At 70.2% G+C, this 19,576-nt stretch carries 14 protein-coding genes; 3 read left to right on the top strand and 11 right to left on the bottom strand.

Annotated elements, in window-relative coordinates; genetic code table 11:
* Positions 1–63: 63 nt before the first annotated feature.
* Positions 64–963, bottom strand: coding sequence for an arginase family protein (locus AB0B61_RS01160; protein WP_358426046.1), 900 nt, complete (start codon positions 961–963; stop codon positions 64–66).
* A 29-nt stretch (positions 964–992) separates the two neighbouring features.
* Here AB0B61_RS01160 and AB0B61_RS01165 point away from each other — a divergent pair, with 29 nt between their 5' ends.
* A complete protein-coding gene (locus tag AB0B61_RS01165; RefSeq protein WP_358426049.1) occupies positions 993–1,556 on the top strand; it encodes a CGNR zinc finger domain-containing protein in 564 nt (187 codons plus the stop codon).
* Between the two features lie 84 nt (positions 1,557–1,640).
* Here AB0B61_RS01165 and AB0B61_RS01170 read toward each other — a convergent pair whose 3' ends face one another.
* From AB0B61_RS01170 to AB0B61_RS01200, 7 genes are all read right to left on the bottom strand, one after another.
* On the bottom strand, positions 1,641–2,198 hold the full coding sequence (locus tag AB0B61_RS01170) for a hypothetical protein (RefSeq protein WP_358426052.1): 558 nt from the start codon (positions 2,196–2,198) through the stop codon (positions 1,641–1,643).
* A gap of 149 nt (positions 2,199–2,347) precedes the next feature.
* Positions 2,348–3,781, bottom strand: coding sequence for a hypothetical protein (locus AB0B61_RS01175; protein WP_358426055.1), 1,434 nt, complete (start codon positions 3,779–3,781; stop codon positions 2,348–2,350).
* The gene (locus tag AB0B61_RS01180; protein ID WP_358426058.1) at positions 3,781–4,335 is read right to left on the bottom strand and encodes a LemA family protein; all 555 of its coding nucleotides are present in this window, start codon (positions 4,333–4,335) and stop codon (positions 3,781–3,783) included. Before AB0B61_RS01180 ends, AB0B61_RS01175 begins: the two co-directional genes overlap by 1 nt.
* 182 nt (positions 4,336–4,517) lie before the next feature.
* Positions 4,518–5,771: an iron uptake transporter deferrochelatase/peroxidase subunit gene (gene efeB, locus AB0B61_RS01185; RefSeq protein WP_358426061.1), complete on the bottom strand. Its 1,254-nt coding sequence runs from the start codon at positions 5,769–5,771 to the stop codon at positions 4,518–4,520.
* A gap of 13 nt (positions 5,772–5,784) precedes the next feature.
* Complete coding sequence (gene efeO / locus AB0B61_RS01190) at positions 5,785–6,924, bottom strand: iron uptake system protein EfeO (protein WP_358426064.1); 1,140 nt, start codon at positions 6,922–6,924, stop codon at positions 5,785–5,787.
* Positions 6,917–7,774, bottom strand: coding sequence for an iron uptake transporter permease EfeU (gene efeU, locus AB0B61_RS01195; RefSeq protein ID WP_357942011.1), 858 nt, complete (start codon positions 7,772–7,774; stop codon positions 6,917–6,919). Before efeU ends, efeO begins: the two co-directional genes overlap by 8 nt.
* A gap of 121 nt (positions 7,775–7,895) precedes the next feature.
* On the bottom strand, positions 7,896–11,120 hold the full coding sequence (locus tag AB0B61_RS01200; protein WP_358426067.1) for a GH92 family glycosyl hydrolase: 3,225 nt from the start codon (positions 11,118–11,120) through the stop codon (positions 7,896–7,898).
* Positions 11,121–11,352: 232 nt separating this feature from the next.
* On the opposite strand from AB0B61_RS01200, the gene AB0B61_RS01205 reads away from it, so the two are divergent.
* Positions 11,353–12,774: a carboxyl transferase domain-containing protein gene (locus tag AB0B61_RS01205; RefSeq protein ID WP_358426070.1), complete on the top strand. Its 1,422-nt coding sequence runs from the start codon at positions 11,353–11,355 to the stop codon at positions 12,772–12,774.
* 50 nt (positions 12,775–12,824) lie between these two features.
* On the opposite strand, the gene AB0B61_RS01210 is transcribed toward AB0B61_RS01205, so the two are convergent.
* From AB0B61_RS01210 to AB0B61_RS01220, 3 genes are read right to left on the bottom strand one after another with little or no spacing between them, the layout of a single operon-like run.
* Entirely contained in the window at positions 12,825–15,677 is a 2,853-nt protein-coding gene (locus tag AB0B61_RS01210; protein ID WP_358426073.1) for an AAA family ATPase, read from the bottom strand.
* Between the two features lie 32 nt (positions 15,678–15,709).
* Positions 15,710–17,455, bottom strand: coding sequence for a 2-isopropylmalate synthase (locus AB0B61_RS01215; RefSeq protein WP_358426076.1), 1,746 nt, complete (start codon positions 17,453–17,455; stop codon positions 15,710–15,712).
* Positions 17,456–17,457: 2 nt separating this feature from the next.
* Complete coding sequence (locus AB0B61_RS01220) at positions 17,458–18,228, bottom strand: AfsR/SARP family transcriptional regulator (RefSeq protein WP_358426080.1); 771 nt, start codon at positions 18,226–18,228, stop codon at positions 17,458–17,460.
* Between the two features lie 228 nt (positions 18,229–18,456).
* Here AB0B61_RS01220 and AB0B61_RS01225 point away from each other — a divergent pair, with 228 nt between their 5' ends.
* Positions 18,457–19,386 carry a UbiA family prenyltransferase gene (locus tag AB0B61_RS01225; protein ID WP_358426083.1) on the top strand — a complete coding sequence of 310 codons (930 nt, stop codon included), beginning with the start codon at positions 18,457–18,459 and terminating at the stop codon, positions 19,384–19,386.
* Positions 19,387–19,576 lie beyond the last annotated feature (190 nt).

Genomic DNA, 19,576 nt, shown 5'->3' on the forward strand with positions numbered 1-19,576 from the left:
TCGTCAAGGGAGTACGGCCCGCCATCCCACCTGTCGGGACATCCTCATCCGGCCGGGTCATCCTTACCGGTCGGTGGCGAGTGCCGACGCGAGGATGTCCACGAGGAGGGCGGCCTGGCTGCCGTCCTGGTCGAGGTCGGGGTCGAAGATCGTGAGTTCCAGTCCGGCGGCTCCCGGGAGGCTGAGCAGGCCACGGAGCAGCCCCGCCAGGCCGTCCGCGTCGGGTCCGCCGGGCGTGGGGGAGTCGACCGCGGGCAGTATCGCGGAGTCGAGCACGTCGGCGTCGACGTGGATCCAGAAGCCGTCGAGGTCGTCGCGGACCAGCACGTTCCTGGCGACGTCGAGGGTGCCGGGGCCGAGGTCGGCGGCGGGCACGTACGCGAGACCGGACTCCTTGACGTCCCGCAGGTCCTCCTCGTCGCGGACGCCGAGCACGATCACGTCCTCGTCGGCCACGTACGGCCGCAGACCGCCGATGTCCGTCAGGTAGTCGTCGCCACGGCCGGTCACCAGGGCGAGGCTCTCTCCGCCCGCCGAGCTCACATACGGGGAATTGCCCAGGTTGCGGAAGTCGGCATGGGCGTCCAGGTACGCCAGGCCGTAGCGTCCCGTCTCGCGCAGCGCGAGGGCCGGGCCCAGCAGGATCGAGCAGTCGCCGCCGAGGACGATCGGGAAGGCCCCCGACTCGCGTACGGCGGCGACGCGGTCGGCCAGCTTCCTGGCGTACGCGGCGATGGCCGGGCCGTTGCGGACCCCGCCACCCGGCTGCCAGGTGGCCACGTAGCGCGGCGGAACCACCGCGCCCGCGTCGTCCGCGCCGATCCGCTCCCGCAGCCCGGCGTCACGCAGCGCCCACGGGGCCTTGTAGCAGCCGGGGATCGCGTCCGGGGCGGGCGGGCGCAGGCCGAGGTTCGAGGGGGCGTCGAGGATGGCGAATCTTGCGTCAGGGGTTATAGTGCTCATAGTCCTGACGGTAGCAGGAGGAAATTGAGATGCGCCAGTACGTCGATACCGGGTTGGTGGCGTTGGACCTCGCCAACACGTGGGACGAGTATCTGGACGAGCCGGAGCGGCTGCCGGACCCGGCGGCGCTGCGGCAGTTCTGCGCGGAGTTCGGCGAGGAGGAGTTCGGCGGATCGCCTGGTGAAGAGCCCGAGTCGCCTGGTGAGCAGCCTGAGCTGGCCGCTGTGCGGGAGATGCGCGGGCGGTTGCGGGCGGTGCTGGCCTGCGAGCCGCCGGAGCGGACGCGGGCGCTGGCCGGGTTCGCGGCCGGGCTGCCGGCGCGAGTGGCCGTCGAGGATGTGGAGGGGGTGCCGGTGCTGCGGCTCGCGGCGCCCGACGGCGCGGGGACGGCGGACCGGCTGGCGGTGCGCGCGGTGCGCGAACTGCTCGACGTGGCCGCCGCGGGGGACTGGGCACGGCTGCGGCTGTGCGCGGCCTCGCCGTGCCGGGACGCCTTCATCGACCGGAGCCGGCCGGGGCGGCGGCAGTTCTGCTCGACCCGCTGCGCCAACCGCGCCCACGCCGCCGCCTCCCGCGCCCGCCACCACACCTGACCGGCCCTCCCCGCCCGGCATTGGGAGACTCCGCGCGCCGGGAATCCTCCAGCCGCATCTAGCCAGTGGTCGGCAAGATCACGCTCAGGGGTGTTTGACGAACATTTCGAAGTCGTTGAAGCCGTCGGCGAATACGTGCACATACTGTTCGTTGAACAGCTCATGCCAGTTGTTGTCGAGGTCCTGCGCCGCGATGACCTCCTTGGTTATCTTCACGTTCTTCTGGCGCCCCGGCGGCGTGTTCGGAGTGGTCACCGTCAGCGTCAGGCTCGTGAGGTCCTTCCAGCGGAAGTGATGGGTCGGCTTCGGACCGGCCAGCAGGTGGACCGTGCTGTGGGTGTTCTGGAAATCACCAAATTTCTGCAGATGCTCCTGGTCGGGGTCGCAGCCGTTGGTGTTCGTCCTGATGAGCCGGGTCCAGGTGTCGCTACCGGACGCGTCCCGGTAGCGTGCGGTCACCCACACCGGAATGCATTCATTGGTGTTGGAGAGTTCGCCGACGTCGAACCACATGCTGAATGCCTTGAAGTCCTCGTCACCGACGGCTGACGCGGGTGCCGCGTTGAACGGGACGGCGATCAGCGTCGCCCCCAGAAGTACCGTGGCCGTCTTGCGGAATCCTCGAATGGTGCAAATGCCCATGGTGACCCTCGTTCCTCTCTCCCGAGCTGCCCCTCCAGAATTCCGTGCGTAGCGCCGCAGGAAGATCCCCAGATTTGGGGGGTGTCCCCGCTCCGCCGCGATGGATATCCGTAAGCGCGTGCCCGCAACGCTGGGTCGGCGGCACGGTGTCAGGAACGCATGCCGCCGTCCGGCTCTCCCCACCCGGGGCGGACCTCGCCGAGGTTGCGTGGGGCGTCGATCAGGTGGTCCTGGGTGTCGGCGTAGTGGCCCCGGTGTGCGGTGTTCCGGAGCACCTCGATCTCGCCGATCCAGCCGACCCGCCGCCCGGCCCTGGCGCGGACGACATCGCCCTCCGACAGGCGGCTCCACTGCTCCTCGGCCATGCCGTACGCCTTGAGCTCGCGGCCCCGGCCCTCGTCGACGGCGCACCAGTGGACGTACTTCGGCCGGTTCTCGTTGCCTCCCGAACGGCGTCTGCGCAGGCGGACGATCTGGCCCTCGATCTGCGTCTGGCCGGTGAGGTCGAGGAGGGCGCGGCCGGCGGGCACGGCGGCGATCGCGAGGCCGACAGCGAAGCCTCCCGGCTGGGCCAGGGCGCGCGGCCACAGCTCGAACGCGGACAGGACGATCAGCACGATCCACGTCCAGAAACCGGCGAAGAACCCCGCCGCCAGCCCGCGGCCGATGGCGTGCAGCGGCGGCCGGCCCCAGATGAGCCGCGACGGGTAGCGTACGTCCACCGCGTGCCACATGCCGCCGTAGTCGGACCAGGCGCGGCGGTCGTCGGCGGGTACGCTCACCGGCAGGCTGCGCACCGCGCGCGGCGCGAGCCCGAGGGCGGCCGCGTACGCCAGGGGGCGGCCCCAGATGGTCACGCTCGCCGCGGGCTTGTCGGCGAAGCGGGAGTTCGACAGGCTCTCGCGTACGGCCAGCCAATGCCCCGCCGCCTGGACACCCAGGTCGGTGCCGCGCTCGCCGTTGAGCCGCCCGGCCAGGTAGACCAGCGCGGCATAGGCGAGGACGCCCGCGCCGATGCCGCCGTCGCGGTCGGAGTCGGCCGAGGTGTCGGCCACGGTGACCGCGACGGCGACCAGCGCGGCGGGCACCAGCGCCGCCGCGAACAGCAGCGTCGCGTGCGCCCGGCTCCAGCGCGCCCGCGACAGTCCGCGCCGCCGGGCGTCGGCGATGACCTTCTTGCGGAAGCTCTTCCACCAGCGGCCCAGGTTGCGTGAGCCCTCGGCCAGCGCGCCGGTCGCCACGACGCCGTCGCGCGCGAGTGAGCGTACGTGCTCGTAGACGAGCTGCTCGTACGGGTTCAGCCCTTCGGCCTGGCGCAGTCGTACCAGGGACAACTCCGGGCCGACCTCCTCGATCTGGACGGCGCCCCGCGCGGCGAGGTCGAGCAGGGTGGCCGAGGCGGCCTCGTCGCACAAGCGCCAGCCGCCGGTGATGAGGTCGACCACGGCGGGCGATTCGTCCGCGGGCTGGGCGCCCGGCGGGCCGGGGGTGATGTCCGGGGTCCGGGTCGCGATCGCCAGGACCAGCAGGAGCAGCGCCCACAAGGCGGTGGCGACGGCCGCCGCGGCGAACCAGACGGTCATCAGAATCGCACCTGTACGGGCCCGCGCTCCTCGCCGGGCGCCTGGAAGTATTCGCGGGCGGTGAACCCGCCCATGCCCGCGACGATGTTGGCCGGAACGGTCTGGATCGCGTTGCTGTAGGTGAGGACGGCGTCGTTGTAGTACTGGCGAGAGTAGGCGATCCGGTTCTCGGTGGTGGCCAGTTCCTCCTGGAGTTCGGCGAAGTTCTGGCTGGCCTTGAGGTCGGGGTAGGACTCGGTGACCGCGAACAGGGTCTTCAGGGCGCCGGTCAGCGCGTTCTCGGCGCTGGCCTGCTCGGCGAGGCCGTGCGCGCCGAGGGCCTGCGCGCGGGCGGCCGTGACGGCGGTGAGCGTCTGCCGCTCGTGACCGGCGTAGCCGCGTACGACCTCCACCAGGTTGGGGACCAGATCGTGGCGGCGTTTGAGCTGCACGTCGACCTGTGCCCAGGCGTTCTCGACGGCGTTGCGCTTGCGGACCAGCCCGTTGTAGATCACGACGATGAGGACGGCGACCAGCAGAAGGACTAAGGCGAAGGCGCCAACAGCAATGATCACAACGGCCTCCCTGACGTGTCACTGCGCATGCTTCATGTGAACAGGTCAGGCTTGCAACCGGCTGTACATCAGGCGAGAAGCGCCGCGCCCCCGGCCAGGCGAGAAGCGCCGCGCCCCCGGCCAGGCGAGAAGCGCGCGCCCTCGGTCAGGCGAGTAGCGCGCGCCCCCAGCCGGCGCCCCAGTCAGGCGAAGAGTACGCGCCCCCAGTAGTCGCCCGCGTCCCGCATCCCCGGAGGGCACGCCCACAGCCCGCTGGAGATGTGCTTGATGTACTCGTTGAGGGCATCGCTCTTGGCCAAGCGCGTCTGCACCGGCACGAACTGCTTGCGCGGATCCCGCTGATAGGCGATGAAGAACAGCCCGGCGTCGAGGCGCCCGAGCCCGTCGGAGCCGTCCACGAAGTTGTAGCCCCTGCGCAGCAGGTGGGCGTCGCCGTTGGTGCTGGGGTGGGCCAGCCTGACGTGGGCGTCGTCCTTGATCAGCGGCCTGCCGTCGGCGCCCTTGGCCGCGAAGTCCAGCGTGTCGAACTCCGCCTTCTTGCCCAGCGGCGCGCCGGCGCCCTTGTCCCGGCCGAAGATGACCTCCTGCTCGGCCAGCGAGGTACGGTCCCAGGTCTCGACCATCATGCGGATCTTCCGGGTGACCATGTAGCTGCCGCCGGTCATCCAGGCGGGGCCGTCCTGGGCGTCCACCCACAGCTGCCGGCGCAGCAGCTCGGCGTCCTCCAGCTTGAGGTTGTTCGTGCCGTCCTTGAAGCCCATCAGGTTGCGCGGCGTCGCCTGGGCGCGCGAGGTGGAGGACGTACGGCCGAAGCCGAGCTGGGACCAGCGGACCGACACCTTGCCGAAGCCGATCCTGGCCAGGTTGCGGATGGCGTGCACGGCGACCTGGGGGTCGTGCGCGCACGCCTGCACGCAGATGTCGCCGCCGGATATTTCCGGAACGAGTGCCTCGCCAGGAAATTTCGGGAGATCGGCGAGGGCGGCGGGGCGCTTGCCCGCCAGCCCGAACCGCTTGTCGAAGAGCGACGGCCCGAAGCCGATCGTCAGCGTCAGCCCGGAGGCGGGCAGGCCGAGCGCCTCGCCGGTGTCGTCGGGCGCCGCCTCGGGCACCCCGCCGAGCGTGCCGAACGTGCCCGCCTCCTTGCCCTGCACCATCCTGGCCGCCGCGGCCGTCCACTCCTGCATCAGCTCGACCAGCTCGGCCCGCTTGTCGGTGATGACGTCGAAGGAGACGAAGTGCAGCCGGTCCTGGGCGGGCGTGACGATGCCCGCCTGGTGCTCGCCGTAGAAGGGGACCGGATCGGAGATCGAGGCCGCGTGCGCGACCGGCGGCTCTTCGAGCAGCGAGCGCGTGGCCACGGCGCCGACGCCGACGGCCGCCGCCCCCGCCGCGCCCATGCCGAACAGCTTCCTGCGGCTCATGCGCTCGCTCATGGTCCTGCCTCTCCTACTTCGTCACGATCGGGGCGACCTTGCTGATCGGCTCGGCCAGCGCGTTGATCGCGTCCGACAGCGCCTTCAGCTCGGCCTTGGACAGCTCGTTGTGCAGCTGCCAGCCGTCGCCCTTCTGGTGCTTGCCCAGGGCGGCCTCGGCCGCCGCGAACTTCTCGTCCAGCGTCTTGGCCAGGTCGGGCGCGCGCTCGTCCAGCACGGGACGGAGCGCCTGCACGGCGGCCTTGGAGCCTTGCAGGTTGGCGTCGAAGTCCCACAGGTCGGTGTGCGACCAGGTGTCCTCCTCACCGGTGATCTTGCCGGTGGCGACCTCGTCGAGCAGCTCCTTGGCGCCGTTGGCCAGGTTGAGCGGGGTCAGCTCGGCGGAGTTGGACTTCGCCACGATGGTCTTGACGTCGGCGATCAGCTTGTCGGCCACCGGGCCGTCCTTGCTGATGTCCTTGGTGATCCAGAGATCCTTCTCGATCTTGTGGAAGCCGGTCCACTTCTCGCCGGCCGCCAGGTCGGCCTCGCGGGCGTCGATCGCCGGGTCCAGGTCACCGAAGATCTCCGCGACCGGCTCGATCCGCTCCCAGTACGTACGCGCGACCGGGAAGAGCTCCTTGCCCTTGGCGATGTCGCCCGCCTTGACCGCGTCGACGAACTCCTGCGTCTTGACCAGCAGCGTGTCGCTCTGCGTCTTGATGTAGCGCTTGTAGCTGGCGGTGGCCTCGGCCAGCTTGGCGTTGTCGGTGAGCGGCTTGTGCTCGCCGGTCACCTTGAGCGCGTTGCGCAGGCCCTTGCCCACCATGCCGGGCTTGCAGGCCGTCTCGTACGCCCCGGCGGGCAGCTCGGCGATGACCTCGCGGGTCAGGCCCGGCACGATGTTCTCCACCTCGGCCATGACGCGGTCGCCCGGCGCGTACACGTAGAACTCGGTGACCTTGCTGCCGCCGTTGGTGATCGTGAACGTGCTGGTGCCCGCGGGCACCTCGGCGGTGGCGACCTTGCACTCGGTGTCCGAGGCGGCCACGCTGATCTTCCCCGGCTTGGCCGGTGCGGCGGAGCCGGTCGTGGCCGGCGTCCCTGAGCCGCAGGCGGCCAGGGTGAACGCGCCGACCATCAGGGCGAGGCCGCGGGCGGTGGAGTTAAGCATGACGCTCCTGTTCGGGCGCGGCGGTGGACTTCGCCGGGGCAGAGGTCGACTGGGGGCGGCGCAGGAAGAGGATGAGGGTCGGCACGAGATAGAGGACCCAGGCCAGGGCCTCCAGCACGGTCGGCTGAGGAGTGATGTTGAGCATGCCGGCGAGCAGCGCGCCGTACCAGGAGTCGGCGGGCAGGATCGCGCTGATGTCGAAGGCGTAGGTGGTCAGGCCCGGCAGGATGTTGGCCTCCTGCAGGTCGTGCACGCCGTACTTGAAGATGCCGGCGGCCACCAGGATCAGCAGCAGGCCGGTCCAGGTGAAGAACTTGGTGAGGTTGATCTTCAGGGCGCTGCGGTAGATGCCCCACCCGATCGCCACCGAGGTGAGCAGGCCCAGGCTGATGCCGATGAGCGGCGACGCGGTGGTGGTGGCGCCTTGGACGGAGGCGAAGAACAGCAGCGCCGTCTCCAGCCCTTCACGGGCCACGGCCAGGAAGGCCATCACGACCACGGCGAGCGAGCCCATCTCGAGCGCCTCCGTGAGCTTGCCGCGCAGCTCCTTGGAGAGCGCGCGGGCCATGCGGCGCATCCAGAAGATCATCCAGGTGACGAACACCACGGCCAGCAGCGAAGTGATCGCGTCGAAGAGCTCCTGCCCCGTGTGGCCGAGGTTGGCCGCCGTGAAGGTCAGCAGCGCGCCGAAACCGACGGCCAGCGCGAGGGCGGCCACGACGCCGATCCAGACGTGAGGCAGCTTGTCCTTTCGGTCACTTTTGACCAGGAACGCGATCAGGACGGAGACGACGAGTGTCGCCTCCAGTCCTTCACGCAGTCCTATGAGGTAGCTGGCGAACACCGACACTCCCGCACGCTGTAGGAAAGGCTTACCTAAATTAGGGCAGGTGGAGCCTACATAATGCAAGCGCGCTGTCGCACAAAAGAGCGGCTCCCCCGTGCCAGGCAGGGGGAGCCGCGGCTAAAAATCAGGCAAAAGCCCAGGTGAAGACGTGCATCGCTCCCTCCTGGACTGGCGAGAAGGTGATGCTCTTCACCCTCTTGGCCGGGTCGAGCGCGATCGGCTGGGCCGCGAAGACGTACGAGCCGAGCGGCCGCATCATCCACGAACCGTTGTAGAGCTGATACGGCGTCGAGGCCACGACCTGGTTGCCGTATCGGGGCTGGCCGCCGCCGAAGTCCAGCATCCAGTCACTGAGCCCGAGCTTGCCGGTGCCGGTGGAGCCGTCGGTGTAGGTGATCGTCGCGGTCACCTCCGACCAGCCGTTGGTGGTCGAGCCCAGGAAGGCGATCTTCGTGGCCCCGGCGGGCGCGGCCACCTCGATCGGCTGGGTCCCTACCTTGACGTTGTCCCATTCGCCGGGCTTGCGGTTGGGCCAGGTGAACTCGAACCCGTTCCAGGACACCTTGCCGCCCGGCTTGAGCCCGGCCGCGGCCAGGGCCTGCCCCGAGTAGCTGAAGGCCGCCGCGTCGAGGTTGGCCAGGCCCGACTCGGCGTCGTCGCCGATGCCCGCGAGGTTGTGCGACCACTCGGGCGTGCCGCGGGTGGCCACGTTCAGCCGCACGCTGGCCGTGAGGTCGCCGGCGGACGTGGCGCCGCTGGAGTAGGCCGGCACGGTGACGGAGATCGGCACGGTGACGAAGCCGAGCGCGGTGCCCGACGCCACCGAGACCTGGACCGCCTGGGTGGCCTTGCCCAGCGCCGGGACGCTCAGCGTGCCGCTCGCCGGGGTCACGGTGATCCCGGCCGGCGGCTTGGCCTGCCACTTGACGGTGCCCGCGGCGCCCGTGGACTGCACCGCGAGCGTGGCCGCGAAGGTCCCGCCCGGCTCGACGGGCCCGCTGCCGGGGTTGAACCCGGCGAGGTAGGTCTTGGCGCCCTCGTTGAAGGTCGGCGGCGCGTTCGCCGTGCCGGTGCCGAACGTGGTGTTCGGCGCGGCCCCGAGCGTGAGGTCGAGCCGGCCGCCCTGCAGCGCGAAGGACTCGGGCAGCCACGCCTTGCCGGACGCCGTCCCGTTGACCTTCAACGTCTGGATGTAGCGGTTGGTGGAGCCGGGGGAGTAGATGTCGATGTTGCCCTGGGGCCGCTTGATGTTGATCTTGTCGAACAGCGGGGTGTTGACCAGCAGCTCGGCCCGGCCGGGGATCGCTGGGAACAGGCCCATCGCCGACCAGACGTACCAGGACGCCATCGCGCCCAGGTCGTCGTTGCCGACCAGCCCGTCAGGCCCCGGCTTGAACAGCTCCTGCTGCACCCGCCGCACCAGGTCCTGGGTCTTGTACGGCTGCCCGGCCCAGGCGTACAGCCACGGCGACGGCAGCGCGGGCTCGTTGCCGAGGTAGGCGTAGGGCTCGTTCGGCCCGGCGTTGAGCGCCTTGAAGTAGGCGTCCAGCCGGGGGATGGCCTTGGCGTTGCCGCCCATCGCGTCGAACAGCCCGCGCGGGTTGTGCTGGACCATCCAGTGGTACTGGGCGCCGTTGCCCTCGATGTAGGAGTCGGGGCTCGCGGGGTCGAAGGGCGAGGTGAACGACCCGTCCGCCATCTTGGGCTGGATCCAGGAGTTGGCCGGGTTGTAGGTGTTCTGCCAGGACTGCGAGCGCTTCATGAAGGTGGCGGAGACGTCGCGGTAGCCGAGCCGGGAGGCCAGCTGGGCGATGCCGAAGTCGGCTATGCCGTACTCCAGCGTCATGGACGGGTCCGAGACGACGTAGCCCTTGTTCATGAAGGCGGCGTTGCCGGGCCGCTCGTCGTACTTGATCTGCGGGTGGCCGATGTCCATCCCGCCGACCCGCTGGGCCGCCGTGACCATCGACTTCATCGCTTCGGCCGCCGGGAAGTTCCGGGCGCCGAAGGCGTACAGGCTGGAGACGATCGAGTGGTACGGGTCGCCGACCATGACGCCGGTGATCTCGTTCTGCAGCGACCAGCGGTCCCAGACGTCGCCGAGCAGGTGCGCGTTCTCGTACATGGTCTGCGCGATGTCGCTGCCCACGGCCGGGTCGAGCAGGGCCAGGAGCTGCACCTCGCTGCGGTAGACGTCCCAGCCGGAGAAGGTCGCGTAGTGGTGGCGGCCGGCGGCGACGGTGTGGAGCTTGCCGTCCGAGCCGGTGTAGGTGCCGTCGGCGTCCTCGGCGACGTGCGGCTGCAGCAGCGCGTGGTAGAGGTTGCTGTAAAAGGTGCGCCGCTGGTCGGCGGTGCCGCCGGAGACCAGCACCTGGCTGAGCCGGTCGTTCCAGACGGAGGCCGCGTTCAGGGCGACCGAGTCGTATCCGGTGGTGCCGACCTCCGCGTCGAGGTTCTTCTTCGCGCCGTCAACGCTCACGTACGACAGACCGACCCGCATCTGCACCGGCTTGGTGCCGTCGAACTCCAGGTAGGCCCCCGAGCCAGGGCCGTTCACGACGACGTCGCCCGCCGTCACGGCCTCCGCCTCGGCGACCTTGGCCGCCGAGGCGTTCTTGACGGACAGGGCGCTCGGCTGGACGAGGTCGTCCTTCCAGGTGCCGTAGGACGTGATCGGCTGGTCGAAGGTGGCGTGGAAGTAGACCTTGTAGCGCATCGGCGTGCCGCAGAAGCCGCCGGTCTGCACCCAGCCCTGGACGGTGTTGCCACTGATCTTGGTCTCGCCGTCGTCCACGCCGTTGATCGAGCCGCTGGTGTTGAGCAGCAGCGTGCCCGGCTTGCCGGCGGGGAAGCTGAACCGCCCGACGCCGGCCCGCTGGGTCGCGGCCAGCTCCGCCTTCACCCCGGTGTCCAGGGTGGTGGTGTAGGAGCCCGGCGTGGACTTCTCGTTGTCATGCTTGTACGTCTGGACGTAGTCCATGCCATGCGTAGCAGGCGATTTATCGATTTTTCCGGAGATCGGCATCACGGGGAAGTCCTGCGCCCCGGTGCAGCCGGGGCCGTTGATGTGGGTCATGGAGAAGCCGCGTAAGCGGTTGTCCTCCCACTTGTAGCCACCTCCGGCGTTCGCCACCGTGTCGGGGCTCCACTGCATCATCCCGAACGGCAGGACGGCGCCGGGGAAGTTCATCCCGGCCCCACCGCCGTGACCGAAGTCGGGACCCGCCTCCTTGGTGCCGAGGAAAGTGTTGACCAACGCGACCGGATACGGTTCTGGGGCGGTCCCCGGAGAGGCGGTGACAGTGGCACCCGCCGGGATCGCCGTCGCGGCCACGAGGGCGGCGACCATCGGTAAAGACCACAGAGACAAGGTCGTCCTCCAGGGTTGAGATCATTTCATGGCAGCGTGAATCGCCCTCGCGCGTCAACGTGCAGAAGTTCCGGCCACAAGTTGCCACCGGCCTGACGGCCACCGGCGGAGTTGCTAGGGGTTGGCTGATAACGGCGCCCTTGACAAATTCGGCGTTACTCCTGGTCGATTCACGACTTCTGGTCGATTCACGGCAGCAGGGAAATGGCCTATGTCCACTGTTCTGGTCGAGCAATCCGCAGATACCCGATCGCCGTCCGTCCGCCTCGCGCGGCTGGCGGATCCCGGCTCTCTCAGGCCGCTGCACGCCGCCGACGACAGCGGCGTCCAGGCCGTGTCCGGCCTGGTCGGCGGCTCGCCCATCGTCGCCTACTGCACCGACGCCACGCGGATGGGCGGCGCCCTGGGCGCGCCGGGCGCCCGCCACATCGTGGCCGCCATCGAGGCCGCCGTACGACTCGACTGCCCGGTGATCGGGTTGTGGCATTCGGGCGGGGCCCGGCTCGCGGACGGTGTGGAATCCATGGACGGCGTGGGCAGGATGTTCGCCGCCATGACAAAGGCGTCCGGCGTGATACCGCAGATCTCGGTCATTCTCGGGCCCGCCGCGGGCGCCGCGGCTTATGGTCCGGCGCTCACCGATATCGTGATCATGGCCGAATCGGGGCGCGTCTTCGTGACCGGTCCCGATATCGTGCGGAGCGTTACCGGCGAGAAAATCGATATGGCCGGACTCGGCGGTCCGGAAGCGCACGGCGGCAAATCCGGGGTCGCCCACATCGTCGTCGGAAATGAGGACGAGGCATACGTACGGGCCCGTCGCCTGGCCGGGTTCTTCGCCCGCCCCGGCGGCTTCGACCTCGATCTGCTGCAGGACGACTGGGAGGACCTGGGCGCGCTGCTGCCCGAATCGCCGCGCCGCGCCTACGACGTACGGCCCCTGGTGCACGGCGTCATGGACCGAGACGAGCACGGGCCGGTGTTCGAGGAGCTGCAGCCCCGCTGGGCCCCGAACATGCTGGTCGGCCTCGGGCGTCTCGGCGGGCGTACCGTCGGCCTGCTCGCGAACAACCCGCTGCGCAAGGGCGGCTGCCTCGACTCGCTGTCGGCCGAGAAGAGCTCGCGCTTCGTCCGCATGTGCGATGCGCTGGGCGTCCCGCTGGTCGTCCTGGTGGACGTGCCCGGCTACCTGCCGGGGGTCGGGCAGGAATGGGGCGGGGTCGTCCGGCGGGGGGCCAAGCTCCTGCACGCCTTCGCCGAGTCGGTCGTGCCCAGGGTCACGCTGATCACCCGCAAGTCGTACGGCGGCGCCTACATCGCCATGAACTCCCGCTCGCTCGGCGCCACGACGGTCTTCGCCTGGCCCGACGCCGAGGTGGCGGTGATGGGCGCCGAGGCGGCGGTCGGCGTCCTGCACAGGAAGGCACTCGCCGCGGCCTCCGAGGCCGAGCGGCCCGAACTGCTGGCCCGGCTGGTCGAGGAGCACCAGCGGATCTCCGGCGGGGTCGAACGGGCGATGTCGCTCGGCGTGGTCGACGAGGTCATCGCGCCCGCGACCACGCGCTTCCGGCTCGCCGAGGCTCTCGCCCGCGCTCCGCACACGAGAGGACGGCATTCCAACATCCCCCTGTGAAGCCCTCAAGCGAGAACCCCCCGGAAGACGCATTTCGGGGGGTTCTCGCGTCAGCTGAACACCTGCGTCCTCATGGACTCCTCGCCCGTGAGGCTGGCCGGCAGCTCGGTGCGCCGGGTGACGTTGAGCTTGCGGTAGATCCGCGTCAGGTGCTGCTCCACCGTGCTCACCGTGATGAACAGCTTGGCGGAGATCTCCCTGTTGGTGTAGCCCTCGGCCGCCAGCGCCGCCACCCGCCGCTCGGCGTCGCTGAGGATCCCCGTCACGCCGGGGGAGTTCGCGGTGGCCCGGTCGCCCTTGCCGCCCCGGTTGAGCGCCAGGGTCAGCGGCTCGGCCTGGCATTCCACCGCGAGCAGCCGGGCGCGCCTGCCGAACATGCCCGCCCGCCGGTACTCGCCGTTGGCGTGGTAGGCCGCCGTCAGGTCGAACAGCGCCCTGGCCAGCTCGTACCGGTCGCCGCCCGACTGCAGCAGGTCCGCCGACTTGCGCAGCAGCATCGGGCGGTGCCGCGTCTCGCTCACCGCCGCCAGCAGGCGCATCGCGATGCCCTGGACCCGCCTGGACTGCTGCCCGCACCGGGCGAGCTGCTCGTCGATCAGGCGGCGCGCCTCCTCGTGGTCGCCCAGGCGGATCAGGGCCTCGGCCGCGTCCGTACGCCAGGCGATGAACCCCGGCACGTCCAGCTCCCACCTGCGCATGAGCTCGCCGCACAGCTGGAAGTCGCGCAGCGCCTGGTGCGGCTGGCCGGCCATGAGGTTGAAGCGGCCCTTGCCGTGCAGGTACTGCAGGCCGAACCTGGTCTCCAGCATCGCCTCGGGCACCGGCTGGTTGAACTGCCGCACATGCTCGTCCAGCCGGCCCATCGCCGCGCCCGCCAGCAGCAGGCTGCCCAGCGGCCCGCCGACGGCCACGCCCCAGCTGGTGGCCGGGATGATCTCCAGGGCCCGCTGCGCGTCGTAGGCCGCCGCGGCCAGGTCGCCCCTACGCAGGCCGATCTCCGCCCGGATGGCGGACAGCCGGGCCTGCCTGCTCGGGGCGCGCCGCGACGCCGCCTCCTCGATGAACGCGTCGCACCAGGGCGCCGCCTTGCCCGGCCGGTCCGTGTACGTCAGCGCCAGCAGCGCGGTCTCCACCGTGTCCATCGTCATCTCGTCCAGCCGGGAGCCGCGCAGGATGCGCTCGGCCGTCGCCACGGTCTCCTCCCGGGGACCCTGGGTCAGGACATCGGCCAGCACCCCGGCCGACTCCATCCGGCGGCCGACGACGACGGACGAGGCGGCGCTGCTCGCCTGCTCACCGCTGACCTCCGGCAGGTGCGGCAGGAACGAGGGGTACAGGCTGCGGAACCAGGGGCGGGCCGCGGCCAGCTCGGCCACGGTCTCCTGGTCCAGCTCGGCCAGCTCGTTGAGGTGGGCCAGGACGTCCTTCGCGTCCTCCACATGCCCGTGCCACAGCAGGGCCTTGGCCAGCACCACCGTGTCGCCGCCGCCCAGGTAGCCCTTGTGCAGGGCGTCGGTCAGCTCGGCCAGGTGCGTGGCGGGGGCGCTCGGGTTGATCCGCCACTCCGCCCGTACGAGCGTGGTGGTGATCCTGGCCCGCCGCCGCTCGTCCACGCAGGCCCGCCAGGCGAGCTTGAGGTATTCGATGGCCGACTCCACACCGTCGTCGCGGAGCGCCTGCCGCGCCGCCTCCTCCAGGACCGAGATGGCCCAGGGGTCGCCGGCGTGGCTGGCCTGCAGCAGGTGCTCGGCGACGACGGCCGCCGGGGCGCCGCTCTCGTACGTCAGCTCGGCGGCCCGGCGGTGCAGGTCGATGCGCTCGGCGGCGTCGAGGTCGGCGAGCACGGCCGCCCTGGCCGCCGGGTGGCGGAAGTGGCCGTGCTCCAGCACGCCCGCGCCGGTCAGGGCCTGGATCGCCTTGGCGACCGCCGCCTCGCCCTCCTCCAGCAGCCGGCCGGTCGCCGTCTCGCCGCCCGCCTGCCGGCCGCCCGGCAGGTCGCCGCTGCTCAGCAGCTTGATGACGGCGCTCTCGCCGCCGCCGAGCAGCGGGCCGATCGAGGCGGGTTCGCCCAGTACGGCCAGCGCCCTGGCGACGACCGTCATCCGGCGGTCGGCCCGGCGCAGGCAGGCCACCGTGCCCTCGCCGTACCTCGCGCCGGGGGCGCCGGTGGCCTGGAAGTCCTCCACGAGCGCGGTCACCAGCAGCCGGTTGCCGCCGCTCAGCGCGTAGCAGTCGGCCGCGAAGCGGTCGGCGGTCTCGGCGCCCGCCCGGACGGTCACCCAGAGCGCCACCTCCTCGGCGGACAGGTGGGTGAGCCGGATGGGCCGGCAGTGCGGCTGCCGCAGCACCTCGGTGTGGAAGAGCGTCTGGACGTGCGCGCTGTGGTCCGGCGCGCTGAAGACCAGCATGACCTGGGCGAACTTGACCCGCCGCGCCAGGTAGGCCAGGCAGAGCTGCGAGGCCCGGTCGGCGTGGTGGACGTCGTCCACGGCGATCACCAGCGGGCAGCGCTCGGACAGTTCGAGCAGGGCCGCGCAGAGCGCGTCGACGATCTGCACGTCCATGTGGTCGATGGCCTCGGCCTGCGGGTCGCTCGACAGCTGCGAGCTCATGCCCTCGTGCAGCAGGTTCATGGTCGCGGCCCGCTGCTCCTCCGTCAGGGGCGCGTTGTGCAGCAGCTGGGCCAGCACGCCGAGCGGCAGGCCGCTCTCCGCCAGGGATCCCGTGGCGGTGAGCGGTAACGCCCCGTGCTCGAACGCCTGTTCCGCGAACGCGTACAGCAGCTCGCTCTTGCCGGTCGCGATGGCGCCGGTCACCATGGCGATCCGGCCCTTGCCGGCCACCGTCTCGCTGAGCAGGTCCTCCAGGGAGGTCAGGCCCTCCCGCCGTTCGTCCATGGCCATGATCGGCCTCCCCTTTTTCGTTCGGCTGGATGTCAGATGCGGCTGGGTGTCAGAAGGGCGGCTTGCGGAATGAGGGGTACGTCGGGTTCGCCGGGTGCGTCGGGGGTGAGGCGGGCGCGGGCGGCGCGGACGGCCGAGTAGGCGGCCGTGGCGATGTCCGCGTCGATGCCGGCGCCCCAGGTGACGGCGCCGCCCATCCGGCACTCGGCGTAGATCACGGTCTCGTCGCCCGAGCGTTCGCCGGGTCCGCTCGGCGGCTCGTGGTCGAGCGGCCGGCCGGTGCGGTGCACGACGTGGACCTGGATGCCCCAGGGCGCCAGCACCGAGCCGAGCGCGCGGCAGGCGTCCGCCCGGTCGCCGCCGACGTCGAAGCGCCCGTCGATGTACAGCGCCGCCGTCACCGGCTCCCGCCCCACGGGCAGCGGCTCCGACGGGTCGCCGTGGAAGAGGTACTCGGCGCGGAAGATGGCCCCGATCCGGCTCGGCGACAGCTCGCCGCCCACCGCGTCGGCCTGCGCCTGGACCTTGGCCGACAGGTCGGCCTGCATCCCGCGCGGCAGGTTGAGCCCGTGCCAGGCGCTCATCACGTAGGCGACGCCGCCCTTGCCGGACTGGCTGTTCACCCGCACGACCGCCTCGTACGTGCGGCCCACGTCCTTGGGGTCGACGGGCAGGTACGGCATGCGCCACGGCAGCTCGGCGACGTCGGCGCCGCTCTCGTCGGCCGTGCGCTCCAGGTCGTCGAAGCCCTTCTTGATGGCGTCCTGGTGAGAGCCGGAGAAGGCGGTGTAGACGAGGTCGCCGCCGTAGGGATGCCGGGGATGCACGGGCAGCTCGTTGCAGAGCTCGACGGTGCGCCGGATCGCGTTGATGTCGGAGAAGTCGATGCCCGGGTCGATCCCGTGGGCGTACATGTTCATGCCCAGCGTCACCAGGCAGACGTTGCCGGCGCGCTCGCCGTTGCCGAACAGGCAGCCCTCGATCCGCTCGGCACCGGCCAGCAGGGCCAGCTCGGCGGCGGCCACCCCGGTGCCGCGGTCGTTGTGCGGGTGGATGGACAGGCAGACGTGCTCGCGGCGCGACAGGTTGCGGTCGAGCCACTCGATCTGGTCGGCGAACACGTTGGGCAGCGACCGCTCGACCGTCGTCGGGAAGTTGAGGATGATGCCGCGTCCCCCCTCCGGCTGCCAGACGTCCATGACGGCCTCGCACACCTCGAGGGAGAAGTCGAGCTCGGTCTCGTTGAAGAGCTCGGGGGAGTACTGGTAGCCCAGGTCGCAGTCGCGCAGCGTCCGCTCGGCGTACTTCATCATCAGGCGCGTGCCGTGGACGGCCAGGTCCTTGCACTCGGCCCGGCTCATGTCGAAGACCACCCGCCTGAAGAGCGGCGACGTGGCGTTGTACACGTGGATCATGGCGCGGGGCGCCCCTTCGAGGCACTCCACGGTCCGCTCGATCAGCTCGTCGCGGGCCTGCGTGAGCACGGTGATCCGCACGTCGTCGGGGATCCGGTCGCGCTCGATCAGCAGGCGGACGAAGTCGTAGTCGTTCTGGCTGGCGACGGGAAAGCCGACCTCGATCTCCTTGTAGCCGATTTCCACCAGGAGGTCGAACATCTGGAGCTTCCGCTCAGGGGTCATCGGGTTGGCCAGCGACTGGTTGCCGTCACGCAGATCGGTCGATAACCAGCGGGGTGCCGCCACTATCCGATTGCTCGGCCAAGTGCGGTCGGTCAGGTCTACGGGGGTGAATCCGGCGTAACGCTCAAAGCCTTTCATCGTCAGACGTCCTTTCCTGAATGACTTCCCGTGGGAGCGGTCAAATGGAGGTTTTGGATGTCGAAGGCGGGCTCCACACCCAGCTCGGCTTCCAGCAGCGCGCGCAGCCCTTCATAGGCGCGCCAGGCGTCGGCGCGCCGGCCCGCGCGGCCGAGCGCCGTGATGAGCTGGGTATGGAAGTTCTCGTTCAAGGGATAGGCGGCCACGAGCACGCGGAGTTCGTCGATGAGTTCGCCGTGCAGGCCCAGCCGGATCCTGGTCTCCAGGTGCATCTCCACCGCCCGCAGCCGCTGCTCGTCGAGCGCGGTGGCACGCGGGCCGAGCACCGCGCCCCTCGGCACGTCGGCGAGCGGCGGGCCGGACCACATGGACAGCGCTTTCCGAAGGACCAGGTCGGCGGCCTCGTGATCGCCCGCGCGGTGGTGACCGGCGGCCCGCTCGACCAGCCGGGGGAAGACGAGCGCGTCCACCCGTTCCGGGTCGGCGCGCAGCAGGTAGCCGGGAGCCCGGGTGGCGACCAGCTGGGCCACGGCCGGGCCCATTCTCAGCAGAATGCGGCGGAGGTGATAAATGTGCGTCTGCAGGGTCTTGACGGCGTCTTTCGGCTCGTTCTCGCTCCACAATTCACGGATAAGGAGATCGACGTCGACGACCTTTCCGGCGTTGAGCGCGAGTAATGCGAGCACCTGCCGGACCTTCGGTCCCACCGGGATATGGGTCTGGCCGCGCTCGTCGACCATCTCCATCGGTCCCAGTAACTTGAAATCCGGCATCAGATTCCCTAACGTGAGGATTATCAGTCTGGTGAGGTGGGAATTCGATTCCGTGCCCCCGCCGACGATCTCAAGCTATCGGGGCGGTCGTGACCGGACAAGGCGGATCCCCAGGAGTTCGGGGTGGCGCGCCGAGAGTTGTACGGGGGGTATCTAAAGTACCAATGCCGACTACAACTTTCGGATACCGCCCTTACCGGATCCCTTACCGCGGGCCACAATCCGGTCATGGTCAGCTTATCGGTGTCGAATCAAGCGCCAGGTGTCACCGCCCTGCGATCCAGTGCGCGGGTGCTCCGGCTGTGCTTCGTCGAGGCCCGTCCTGCCGTACTCGCCGTGTCCACCCTTCGATTCATGACCGGAGCCGTGCTCGCCCTCCCGGTCTCGCCGGTGCCGGAACCGGCGAAAGTGCTGCAGGGGGCCGCGGCCTGGGTTCTGTCGATCTTCGCCATCTACCTGCTCAACGGCGTCACCGACGTCACTGAGGACCGGGTCAACGGATCCGGCCGGCCGATCGCCCGCGGTGACCTCGCCCCGCGGACCGCGGCCACCGTGGCCGCCGTCGCGGCCGTTCTCTCGATCGCCGCGACCGCCGGACTGCCCCCGGCGCTGACCTGGATCGTCGGGCTCAACCTGGTGCTCGGCTACCTCTACTCGGCCCCGCCGTTCCACCTCAAGAGCGGCTCCACGGGCACGGTCATGGTGCTGTGCGCGTCGGGGCTGCTGTCGTACTGGGGCGGGCTGACCGCCGTCACCGGCGGCCAGAGCCTGTCCACGCCGACCGGCCTGATCGTGTTCGCGGTCGCCGCCACCTGCTGGATGACGTTCGTGGGCGTACCGGCCAAGGATCTGTCCGACATCGAGGGAGACGCCGCGGCCGGTCGGCGGACCATCGCCGTGACCTGCGGGGAGCGGAGGTCCCGTCATTTCATGTACGTCGCCGCGCTCACGCTGGCCGCCGCGCTCGGCGTGGCCGTCGTGTTCTTCCGCGTGCCGCTCGCCGGCGTCTGCCTCGCCATGCTGGCGGGCACGGTCGCGGTGATCGCGGCGGGCCAATCAGCCGCCGGGGGCGGAAGTGATCAACAACGCCGGCCTTACAGGGCGTTCATGGCGACGCAGCACCTAGTTCACATTACCGCGCTGATCTCTAATATCTGACCTTATATGTTGCTTTGGTGAGGCACCTGCGAGATAGTTGGGGCACGCGCGTCCCATGGCCAAGGGGGCTCCTTGGATGCGGCATACGATGCTGAGAACGACCCTGCGAGATTCGTTGATGCTTGTCGAGAAGAAATCCTCAGGGAATTCGAGTCGCAGCTCCAGGCCACCGGCAACGCGCTCTCCGCAG

Origin of the sequence: Nonomuraea sp. NPDC049158 (genome assembly GCF_040648335.1) — a bacterium.
In the GTDB taxonomy this organism is placed as follows: Bacteria; Actinomycetota; Actinomycetes; order Streptosporangiales; family Streptosporangiaceae; genus Nonomuraea.